The sequence below is a fragment of the Rhizobacter sp. genome, assembly GCF_031412495.1.
Classification (GTDB): Bacteria; Pseudomonadota; Gammaproteobacteria; order Burkholderiales; family Burkholderiaceae_C; genus Schlegelella_A.
In genome coordinates this window covers 1-9,725 of record NZ_JANODC010000503.1, presented here as the reverse complement: position 1 = coordinate 9,725, position 9,725 = coordinate 1, and the positions used below count along the sequence as shown (strand labels likewise).

Sequence of the window (9,725 nt, the reverse complement as noted above, 5' to 3'; positions counted from 1 at the left end):
GGGCCGGGCTGCAGCCCCCAGATGAGCAGGCCGCCGAGGAGCACGGCCGCGGTGGGCGAGCCGGGGATGCCGAGCGCCAGCATGGGCAGCAGCGCGCTCGTCCCGGCGGCATGCGCCGCCGTCTCGGGGGCGATGACGCCTTCCATCTCGCCGGTCCCGAACTTCGAGCCGTTCTTCGACACCTTCTTGGCCAGCCCGTAGCTCATGAACGAGGCCGGCGTCGCGCCGCCCGGGGTGATGCCCATCCAGATGCCGATGAGCGAGCTGCGCACCGAGGTCATCCAGTACTTCGGCAGCTGCTTCCAGGTCTGCCACACCACCTTGGGATCGATCTTGGCGCTCTTGCCCGAGAACTTCAGGCCCTCTTCCATCGACAGCAGGATCTCGCCGATCCCGAACAGGCCGATGACGGCGATCAGGAAGTCGAAGCCGCGCATCAGCTCGGGCTGGCCGAAGGTCATCCGCAGCTGGCCGGTCACGGTGTCCATCCCGACGCTGGCCAGGGCGAAGCCGAGCGCCATCGACAGCAGGGTCTTGAACGGCGACCCCTTGCCCATGCCGACGAAGCTGCAGAAGGTGAGCAGGTAGACGGCGAAGAACTCGGGCGCGCCGAACTTGAGGGCGAACTTGGCCACCAGGGGCGCCAGGAAGGTGATCATCACCACCGCGACCAGCGCGCCGACGAAGGACGAGGTGAACGCCGTCGTCAGCGCCGCGCCGGCCTGGCCCTTCTGCGCCATAGGGTAGCCGTCGAAGGTGGTCGCCACCGACCACGGCTCGCCCGGGATGTTGAACAGGATCGAGGTGATGGCGCCGCCGAACAGCGCGCCCCAGTAGATGCACGACAGCATGATGATCGCCGAGGTCGGCGACATCGTGAACGTGAGCGGCAGCAGGATGGCGACGCCGTTGGCACCGCCCAGGCCGGGCAGGACGCCGATCAGCACGCCGAGGATGATTCCGACGAACATCAGACCGATGTTCATGGGCGTCAGGATCACGGCGAAGCCGTGCATCAGAGCGCCGATTTCATCCATGTCGCGTCTGCTCCGTAGGGCCGCGGGGCCGAAATCTAGTAGCCGAGGAAGCCCAGGGGGTCGAGCGCGCCCTTGAACAGCGGCACCTTGAACCACACCTCGAAGAGGAAGAAGAAGAAGACGTTGATCGCCATGGCGGCGACGACGCTGCGCAGCGGCGAATACTTGCCGAGGACGATCATGAAGAGCGCGATGTAGACCGCCGAGGCGAGGTACACGCCGATGAAGCGGATCGCGAGCACGTAGAGCGCGGCGGGAACCAGCACCGACAGCACGCGCCTGAGCTGCACCGAGTCGACGAAGATCTCCCTCTTGCGTTTCTTGCCGAGCAGCGACTGGTAGAGCAGGCCGAGGCTGGAGACGACGATGATCAGGCCGATGTAGAAGGGGAAGTAGCCCGATCCCGGGCCGTCGCTGGTCCACTCCGAGCCCAGGCGCCGGCTCTCGACCAGGACCACGATGCCGATCACGAGCAGGATCGCGGCGACCACCGCCTCGACCACGTGCGTGGCGACGCCGCTGCGACGCGGCCCGCCGGATGGATCGTCTTGCTCCAAGGAGCCCCCCTCGTGGTGATATGGATCGAGGCGGCGCGCCGCTCGCGCGGCCGCCGCCTCCCTGGCTCGAGATCGAGCCGCGACTACTTGGCCAGGAAGCCGGCCTCGGTCATCAGGGTCCGATGCGACGCCTCGGCGCCCTCGAGCCACTTGGTGAACTGCGCGCCGGTCATGAAGGTCGGGTTGAAGGCACCCTTCTCCATGTACTCCTTCCATTCCGGCGTGGCCCGGATCTTGGTGAGGAGGTCGACGTAGAAGGCCTGCTCGTCCGGCTTCACGCCCGGCGCCATGAAGATGCCGCGCAGCATGGTGTAGTCGGTCGGCACGCCGGCTTCCTTGCAGGTCGGGATGTCGTACCAGGACTGGGTGTCGGTGACCTTGGCCTTGAACGGCATCCGCTCGTCGTCGAAGACGCAGAGCGGGCGGACGCTGCCGGCGCGCCATTGCGCCACCGCCTCGATCGGGTTGTTGACGGTGGAGTTGACGTGGCCGCCGACCAGCTGCACCGCGACCTCGCCGCCGCCCTTGAACGGCACGTAGATGAACTTCGTGCCGGTCGCCTTCTCCAGCGCCACGGTGATGATCTGGTCTTCCTGCTTGGAGCCGGTGCCGGCCATCTTGAACTTGTTCGGCCCTGCCTTCTTGACCGCGGCGATGTATTCGTTCGCGTTCTTGTAGGGCTCGCTCGCGTTGACCCAGAGCACGAACTGGTCGAGCGCCATCATGGCGACGGGGGTCATGTCCTTCCAGCTGAACGGCACCCCCGTCGCCATCGGGGTGGTGAACAGGTTGGACAGCGTGATGATGATCTTGTGCGGGTCGCCCTTGGCTTCCTTCACCGCCAGGAAGCCCTCGGCGCCGGCACCGCCCGACTTGTTGACGACGATGAGCGGCTCCTTCATCAGCTTGTGCTTGACGACGATGCCCTGCATCAGCCGGGCCATCTGGTCCGCGCCACCGCCGGTGCCGGCGGGGATCACGAACTCGACCGGCTTGGTGGGCTCCCAGGCGAAGGCCGGCGCCGCGCCGGCCATCGCCAGGAGGGATGCGGCAAAGGCCTTGGAGAGGCCGCTGCGAAGGAAAGAAAACCCGCTCTTCATCATTCTTGTCTCCTGTGTGTCTGGGCGCACTGTGCGCCTTCGGACGCAACGCCCGATGCTGCGTCGCGCTTTCAGGGTTTCACCTTGACTCCGGTCAACTTTTCGCAAATGCGGCATCGGGGTTGCCCCGCATGGCGATTCGCCGGCAGGGGCATGGCACGCACCCTCAATGCGCCATCAGCACCGCCACATCCGTGGTCGCCAGGATCGACCGCGACGTGCCGCCGAAGACGCGCTCGGCGGCGCGGCTGTGCCCGTAGCAACCCATGACGATCAGGTCTCCCGCCAGCGCATGCGCGAGGTCGCCCAGTGCGTGTCCCACGTCCGGAGTCACCGCTTGCCGATGGACTTGCGCCGCCACGCCCTGCCGCGCAAGGTACTCGCGGACGTCGATCCGGCTGAACGGTGCCTGCGGCGCATGCCGGGCCCACGTGGCGACGTGCACGCGGTCCGCTGCGCGCAGCAGAGGCAGGGCTCCGGCCAGCGCCCGGACCGAAGGGAGCGAGCCGTTCCAGGCCACCACCGCGCAGCGTCCGACCGCCGGACGTCGGCAGACCGTCGGGACGACCAGCGTCGGCCGGCCGCTCTGCAGGATCACCGACTCGACGAAGCCGGGCGGCGCTCCGCCGGGCTCGGCCGGCCGCGGCTCCTGGCCCACCACCAGCAGGTCGGCATAGACGGCCTCGGCCAGGAAGCCCGGCGTGATCGCCTCGCCGACGATGTCGCACCAGCCGACCTCGGCCGCGTCGGCGCCGCGATGCCGACGCAGCCGGTCCTGCGCTTGCCGATGCGCCGACAGGGGACCACCGACGCCGTCGAGCGTCGCGGCAGCCGAGTAGGCGAAGCTCGCCTGCGCGTCCCACGCTGCCGCGAACACCGCCGTCACCCGTGCGGCGAGGCGCTGCGCCAGCTGCAGCGCGACCTCGAGCCGGACGACGGCGGCCGGGGTGGCGTCGACGTGGAGCAGGATCGACTTGATCGACATCGACGCGAGGGCCCGTCAGCGGATCAGGAGCACCGGCGTCGAGGTCCGGGCGAGCACCTTCGTGACGACCGAGCCGAGGACGAGGTTGACGATCTCGCCGTGCCCGCGCGAGCCCATGATCAGCAGGTCGAACCGGCCGTCGGCTGCGTGCGCGGCGATCACGTCGGCGGCATGCCCGACCGCGTAGACGTACGTCGCCTCGATGCCCTGCTGCTGGAAGAAGGCACCCACCGGCCGGAACACCGCCTCGGCGTCGTCCTCGTGGAACTGCTTGACCGCCGCGCTGCCGACGAACGAGGCTGCCCGCGGCGGCACGGCGAGCACTGCCGTGAGCACGGTGTATTCGTGTCGGTTGCCCAGCCACTCGTCGTGGGCCGCGATGTAGGCCAGCGCCCGCTTGGTGTAGTCGCTGCCGTCGGCGGCGATCATGATCTTCATGGCAGTCTCCGGATTGGATGGCAGCGCCCTAGTTTGGCAGCTTCGGCAGCGCTTCGACCGGGCCGGCGACCACGCGCCGGGTCGACAATCGCCGAGCGCCGGACGCGGCCGGACCTGCCGGCCCTGCCGAGGCGTCACCGGACGAGGAGAACCCCATGGACGAAGAGACTCTGAACCTGAGCATCCGCAAGTTCCTGAAGATGGTGGGCGTCAACTCGCAGCGCGAGATCGAGCAGGCCGTGGCCCGGGCGGTCGCCACCGGCGCCGCCCCGAACGCCTGCTCCGCCACCATGACCCTCGAGATCCCGGCGCTCGGGCTGAAGGTGAACTTCGACGGCGACATCGTGCTGCGCTGACGGCGCTGCGAGGCCCCGCCTGTGGCGAGGGGCCGGGTCGATGCGCGTTTGCGCAAGATCAAGCCTTCGGGTTCCGCTCGGCCTATCGTGAGGCTCCACTCCCACCCAGGACGCCATGATTCGCCTGAACGTCGCCAACGTCGACCGCGCGCTTCGCGTCGGGCTCATTGCCCGTTGGACCCCTTCCGCGATGCCCCGCATCGCGGCCGCATCGCGCTGAGCCATGTATCAGCGCATCCTGGTTCCTGTCGACGGCAGCCCGACCTCCGGCCGGGGCCTCGCCGAGGCGATCGCCATCGCGCGCGCTACTGGAGGAACGATCCGCCTGGTGCACGTGCTCGACGAACTGATTTTCACGACCGGGTTCGAGACCGGCGCCACCTACCTGAACACGGTCCTGCCGGCGCTGCGCCGGCGGGCCGAGCAGATCCTGGAGACGGGCAAGGGCCGCGTTTCGGCCGCGGGGGTGGCCGTCGAGACCGTCACCGTCGAGTGTTTCGCACGCCGGACGTCCGACGTCGTGGTCGAGCAGGCGGCCGAGTGGCGCGCCGAACTCATCGTCCTCGGCACGCACGGACGCCGCGGCATCGGCCGCGCGATGCTCGGCAGCGATGCCGAGCAGATCCTCCGCGCCGCCCCGGTCCCGGTGCTTCTGGTGCGATCCCCCGAGGCTTCCAAACGCTGAGGGAGGCCGATGACCGTCCGCTGAAGGGTGCGCCGGGCCCCGATCCTGCAGCCTGAAAAGGGCGGGGCAAGCTCGTAGGGATGGAAGGCTCGGACGCCCACACCCGTTGTTCGCCGCGCTCGCCCGTGCCGTTCTCGGATGGCGGCGGGCCGGCGCACCTGTGGCCGGGTCCTCTGCGCTGCTTCTACGACGACGCTTCGCCCGATCGCTGGGCCGACGCCCTGGTCGGCCACCGTCAGCAAGTGACAGGAGCTCGATGAAGGCTTGAATGCGCCTTCTCGGCCTCGTCGATCAGCCAGTCGACGCGACGGATGAATTCCTGCCGTGTCGCGCAGGGGCAGGTCAAGACGAGGTCCTGCGCATGCTTGGCCAGCAGTTCCTGCTTCGCAGCCCGCGCCCAGCGCCGCAGGTCGCAGTGCACGAGGAGCGCGAGCCGGCCCAGGTCCTCCCTGCGCCTCGCGTCCCACAGATCGCCAAGAACGTCCTCGAGACTGAGTCTCATGCTGGTTGCATCAGCCATGCTGCATTGCAACATAAATTCGATCCGCACACGGGATCTCCGTAAATCAAAGGGCCGATGCGGCGGCGTCCCTGTGCCTGGCATGGATCGTGCGGTGTACGAGTTGGTATACCAGAGCAGCTCGATTGAACCCGTCATTGCCCGTCACCCTCGCCGACTGGACCCGCGCCTTCCAGGCGGGTGACTCGCCCCTGCCGGCCCTGCTGAGCCTGCATCGGCGCCTCGAGGTCGAAAGCCCCCCGGGCGTGTGGATCACGATCGTCGGTCGGGCCGGCATCGCGGCCCAGGTCGACGCACTCCAGGCGCGCGCGGCGCGCCTGGATCGTGCGCAGCGGCGGATCGAACTGCCCCTTTTCGGCGTGCCGTTTGCCGTCAAGGACAACATCGACGTCGCCGGCCTGCCGACCACCGCCGCCTGCCCCGCGTTCGCGTACACGCCGACGGCGCACGCCGGCGCGGTCGCGAAGCTGATCGCGGCCGGCGCGGTGTGCGTCGGCAAGACCAACCTCGACCAGTTCGCCACCGGCCTGGTCGGGACCCGCTCGCCCTACGGGCGGCCGAGCAGCGCCCTCGCGGCGGATCGCATCAGCGGCGGGTCGAGCTCGGGCTCGGCAGTGGTGGTCGCGCGCGGCGACGTGCCCTTCGCCCTCGGCACCGACACTGCCGGCTCGGGCCGCGTGCCGGCCGGCTTCAACCAGGTCGTCGGGCTGAAGCCGACGCCGGGGCGCGTGGGCACGAGCGGCGTGGTGCCGGCTTGCCGCAGCCTCGACTGCGTGGCCGTGTTCGCCTTGACCGTCGCCGATGCGGCGTCCGTCCTCGCCATCGTCGAAGGTCCCGACGAGGCCGACGCCTACAGCGAGTTCGCCCCGGGCCCGGCCCGCTTCGGCCGGACATTGCGCATCGGCATCCCGTCGCACGCCGTCTTCAGCGGCGATGCCGGCTACGGCGCGGCTTTCGAGGCCGCGGTCAGGCACGTGCAGTCGCTGGGTCATCGGGTCGCGCCGATCGACTTTGCGCCCTTGCACGCCGTCGCCGGGTTGCTTTACGCCGGCCCGTGGGTTGCCGAGCGGCATGCGGTGATCGAGCAGCTCCTGGCCGGCTCGCCCGAGGCGCTCGATCCGATCGTGCGCAGCGTCGTCGAACCGAGCGCCAGGCTCTCGGCGACCGACGCTTTCCGGGGCCTGTACCGGCTGCGCGGCGCACGGCGCGACACGCAATCGATCTGGGAGGAAGTCGATCTGCTCATGGTGCCGACCGCACCGGGCCACCCGCGCCACGCCGAGGTCGACGCCGACCCGATCGCGGTGAACGCCCAGCTCGGCACCTACACGAACTTCGTCAACCTGCTCGGCTGGTGCGCGCTGGCGGTGCCGGCCGGCACCACGGCCAAGGCGCTGCCTTTCGGGGTGAGCTTCATCGGCCGCGCCGGCGTCGACGCGGCGCTCGCCCGTTTCGGCATCGCCTGGCAGGAGAGCCTGGGCCTGACGCTCGGTGCGACCGGGGTGCGAGGCGAGGCCGCGGCGCCAGACGATCCGTCGCCACGTCTTCCCGCCGCCGAGCCGGTGCTGTCCATTGCCGTCGTCGGCGCGCACCTTTCCGGCCTGCCCCTGAACGGCCAGCTCACCGAGCGCGGCGCCGTGCTGCGCGAGTCGGTGCGCACGGCGCCCTGCTATCGCCTGTTCGCCCTGCCCGGAACCACGCCGCCGAAGCCGGGACTGCTGCGGGTCAAGGCCGGCGGTGCCGCCGTCGACCTCGAAATCTGGGACCTGCCGAGCACCGCCGTCGGCTCCTTCCTCGCCCTGGTGCCGCCGCCGCTCGGGCTGGGCAGCCTCGCGCTGGACGACGGCCGCCACGTGCACGGCTTCCTCTGCGAAGCGCACGCGGTCGACGGCGCGCTGGACATCACCGCCTCGGGCGGCTGGCGCGCCTACCTCGAGCGCTTGCGTACCGAGGCGAGCTAGCCGCCCTTCCTGTCCTGTCAACCTGGGAACCGCCATGAATCACCCGCCCGCATCGAAGACACGTCGCATCGCCGAGGAGGCCGCGAGCGAACCGGCGAACGCGAGGCGCCGCGTGCTCCTCGCCGCCGCCGGCGCCGCGTCCGTTCTCGGCCTGCCGCGCTTCGCGCGCGCCCAGGCGGGGCCGAAGATCCGCATCGGCTTCTGGCCGGTGGCGGCAGGCCTGCCGTTCTTCGCCGCGGTGGACAAGGGCTACTTCAAGGAAGCCGGTCTGGAGGTCGAGCCGATCAAGTTCGCCGGCGCGCAGCAGGTCATGGAAGCGATGCTCGCCGGCCGATCCGACGGCAGCTCGAACGGCACCGGCTCGGCCAACCTTGCGATCGGCGAGATCGCCCAGCCGGGCCTGTTCAAGATCTTCGCGACCAACCCGAGCAACGCCAAGTACGTGCTCGAGGAGTTCCTGGTCCCGAAGGACAGCCCGGTGAAGACGATGGCCGATCTGAAGGGCAAGCGCGTCGCCTCCGGTCCCGGCATCCAGAACGTGACCCTCGCCAAGACGATGCTCGAGCGCGCCGGCGCCGGCGTGATGAGCGTCATCGAGCTGCCGATCGGCCAGCACGTCGCCTCGCTCGCCGCCGGCCAGATCGACGCCGCCTACACGCTCGAGCCGACCGGAACGATCGGCCGCCTGAACGGCACGACGCGGGTCCTCGAGGCCGGCGTCGTCGCCCGCTACATCCTGGGCGACCCGATGGCGCCCTGGCACGGCGGCTCGGCCAGCCTGACGACCGAGTTCATCAAGAAGTACCCGGCCGAGACGAAGCGGTTCATCGCCGCCTACGCCCGCGGCATCGAGCTCGTGCGCAACAAGCCGGACGAGGCGCGCCAGCACATGAAGGGCTACACCGCGATCGAGGGCGCGCTCGCCAACGAGGTGCCGCTCGCGTCGTACATGCTGCACCACGAGTTCAAGTCGAGCGACATCGCCCACTTCCAGAAGTTCTACGACCTGTTCTCGGACAAGGGCATCTTCGAGAAGAGGGTGCTGGTCGAGCCGATGCTCTTCAAGGGGTGAGCATGGGCGCACGGACGAGCAACGGTGCCGCAGCGACGGGGCCCTGGACGGCGAGCCGCGACGTCGCCCCGCCTGCGGCGAAGGCGTTCCCCTGGCACCGGCTGCTGCCGGTGCTCGGGCCGCTCGCCCTCTTCGTCGCCTGGGATCTGGTCGTCCGGGCCGGCCTCATCAAGGCGATCCTCCTGCCCACGCCCTGGGCCACGCTCGAGGCGCTGGTCGTCGGCCTGGCCGGCGGCCCGCTGCTGCTCGACTTCGCCGTCACGGTGCTGCGCACGCTGCAGGCCTTCCTCATCGCCGCGCTCGTCGGCGTGCCGCTCGGCGTCCTCCTCGGCAGCAACGAGAAGGCCTACCGCAGCGTCGAGTTCCTGATCGACTTCTTCCGCTCGACGCCTTCGTCGGCGCTGATCCCGCTCTTCCTGCTGATCTTCGGCGTCTCGGACATCAACAAGGTCGCGATCGCCGCCTTCGGCGCGCTGCTGATCGTCGTCTTCAACAGCGCCTACGGCGTCATCAACGCGAGGAAGCAACGCGTCATGGCCGCGCGCGTCATGGGCGCGTCGCGCTGGCAGGTGTTCAAGGACGTGCTGATCTGGGAGAGCCTGCAGCCGACGTTCGTGGGTCTGCGCTCGGCGGTGTCGATGGCGCTCGTGATCGTCATCGTCGCCGAGATGTTCATCGGCTCGGACAACGGCCTCGGCCACCGCATCATCGATGCGCAGCAGGTCCTCAACGTGAAGAGCATGTACGCCGCGATCCTCTCGGCCGGCGCCCTCGGCTACGGGCTCAACGTCCTGTTCCTCGTCGCCGAGCGCAGGATCGTGCACTGGAGCGGGCGATGAGCGAAGTGATCAACGCGGCTGTCGTCATCGACGTTCCGGAGCGTCCGTTCCACCCCGGACCCGCGGGTACCCACATCACGATCCGCGGCCTGACGAAATACTTCGCCGGCTGGCCGCTGTACGAGAACTTCGACCTCGACATCCCGAAGCACCGCATCGTCTCGGTGTTCGGGCC

11 protein-coding genes and 1 pseudogene are annotated in these 9,725 nt (G+C 69.4%); 6 read left to right on the top strand and 6 right to left on the bottom strand.

Annotated elements, in window-relative coordinates; translation table 11 throughout:
• The 5 genes from AC30N0_RS18880 to AC30N0_RS18860 form a co-directional block, all read right to left on the bottom strand.
• Positions 1-1,037 (bottom strand): tripartite tricarboxylate transporter permease (locus AC30N0_RS18880; protein ID WP_489519429.1); only part of this gene is annotated, 1,037 nt, incomplete at its 3' end.
• Between the two features lie 35 nt (positions 1,038-1,072).
• The gene (locus AC30N0_RS18875) at positions 1,073-1,594 is read right to left on the bottom strand and encodes a tripartite tricarboxylate transporter TctB family protein (protein ID WP_489519428.1); all 522 of its coding nucleotides are present in this window, start codon (positions 1,592-1,594) and stop codon (positions 1,073-1,075) included.
• A gap of 83 nt (positions 1,595-1,677) precedes the next feature.
• Positions 1,678-2,697, bottom strand: a complete 1,020-nt coding sequence (locus AC30N0_RS18870; RefSeq protein WP_489519427.1) for a Bug family tripartite tricarboxylate transporter substrate binding protein — start codon at positions 2,695-2,697, stop codon at positions 1,678-1,680.
• 163 nt (positions 2,698-2,860) lie between these two features.
• Complete coding sequence (locus AC30N0_RS18865) at positions 2,861-3,679, bottom strand: universal stress protein (RefSeq protein WP_489519426.1); 819 nt, start codon at positions 3,677-3,679, stop codon at positions 2,861-2,863.
• Between the two features lie 15 nt (positions 3,680-3,694).
• On the bottom strand, positions 3,695-4,117 hold the full coding sequence (locus AC30N0_RS18860) for a universal stress protein (RefSeq protein WP_489519425.1): 423 nt from the start codon (positions 4,115-4,117) through the stop codon (positions 3,695-3,697).
• Positions 4,118-4,272: 155 nt separating this feature from the next.
• Here AC30N0_RS18860 and AC30N0_RS18855 point away from each other — a divergent pair, with 155 nt between their 5' ends.
• Together AC30N0_RS18855 and AC30N0_RS18850 are read left to right on the top strand one after the other, a co-directional pair.
• Positions 4,273-4,473 (top strand): DUF6494 family protein, encoded by a 201-nt coding sequence (locus AC30N0_RS18855; RefSeq protein WP_489519424.1) that lies wholly within the window; start codon positions 4,273-4,275, stop codon positions 4,471-4,473.
• Positions 4,474-4,696: 223 nt separating this feature from the next.
• On the top strand, positions 4,697-5,158 hold the full coding sequence (locus AC30N0_RS18850) for a universal stress protein (protein ID WP_489519423.1): 462 nt from the start codon (positions 4,697-4,699) through the stop codon (positions 5,156-5,158).
• Positions 5,159-5,393: 235 nt separating this feature from the next.
• Here the strand turns inward: AC30N0_RS18850 and AC30N0_RS18845 are convergent, their stop codons facing one another.
• Positions 5,394-5,678: a hypothetical protein gene (locus tag AC30N0_RS18845; protein WP_489519422.1), complete on the bottom strand. Its 285-nt coding sequence runs from the start codon at positions 5,676-5,678 to the stop codon at positions 5,394-5,396.
• Positions 5,679-5,815: 137 nt separating this feature from the next.
• Between AC30N0_RS18845 and atzF the strand changes: the two genes are divergently transcribed.
• From atzF to AC30N0_RS18825, 4 genes and pseudogenes are all read left to right on the top strand, one after another.
• Positions 5,816-7,639 carry an allophanate hydrolase gene (gene atzF / locus AC30N0_RS18840; protein ID WP_489519421.1) on the top strand — a complete coding sequence of 608 codons (1,824 nt, stop codon included), beginning with the start codon at positions 5,816-5,818 and terminating at the stop codon, positions 7,637-7,639.
• Between the two features lie 34 nt (positions 7,640-7,673).
• Entirely contained in the window at positions 7,674-8,711 is a 1,038-nt protein-coding gene (locus AC30N0_RS18835; protein ID WP_489519420.1) for an ABC transporter substrate-binding protein, read from the top strand.
• A gap of 2 nt (positions 8,712-8,713) precedes the next feature.
• Complete coding sequence (locus AC30N0_RS18830; RefSeq protein ID WP_489519419.1) at positions 8,714-9,550, top strand: ABC transporter permease; 837 nt, start codon at positions 8,714-8,716, stop codon at positions 9,548-9,550.
• A pseudogene (locus AC30N0_RS18825) lies at positions 9,547-9,725 on the top strand (ABC transporter ATP-binding protein); the annotation flags it as partial. The gene AC30N0_RS18830 and the pseudogene AC30N0_RS18825, both read left to right, overlap by 4 nt.

Coding starts and splice junctions, on each gene's coding strand:
- AC30N0_RS18870 (WP_489519427.1), bottom strand. CDS start 2,697: ATGATGAAGAGCGGGTTTTCTTTCCTTCGCAGCGGCCTCTCCAAGGCC.
- AC30N0_RS18865 (WP_489519426.1), bottom strand. CDS start 3,679: ATGTCGATCAAGTCGATCCTGCTCCACGTCGACGCCACCCCGGCCGCC.
- AC30N0_RS18860 (WP_489519425.1), bottom strand. CDS start 4,117: ATGAAGATCATGATCGCCGCCGACGGCAGCGACTACACCAAGCGGGCG.
- AC30N0_RS18855 (WP_489519424.1), top strand. CDS start 4,273: ATGGACGAAGAGACTCTGAACCTGAGCATCCGCAAGTTCCTGAAGATG.
- AC30N0_RS18850 (WP_489519423.1), top strand. CDS start 4,697: ATGTATCAGCGCATCCTGGTTCCTGTCGACGGCAGCCCGACCTCCGGC.
- AC30N0_RS18845 (WP_489519422.1), bottom strand. CDS start 5,678: ATGGCTGATGCAACCAGCATGAGACTCAGTCTCGAGGACGTTCTTGGC.
- AC30N0_RS18835 (WP_489519420.1), top strand. CDS start 7,674: ATGAATCACCCGCCCGCATCGAAGACACGTCGCATCGCCGAGGAGGCC.
- AC30N0_RS18830 (WP_489519419.1), top strand. CDS start 8,714: ATGGGCGCACGGACGAGCAACGGTGCCGCAGCGACGGGGCCCTGGACG.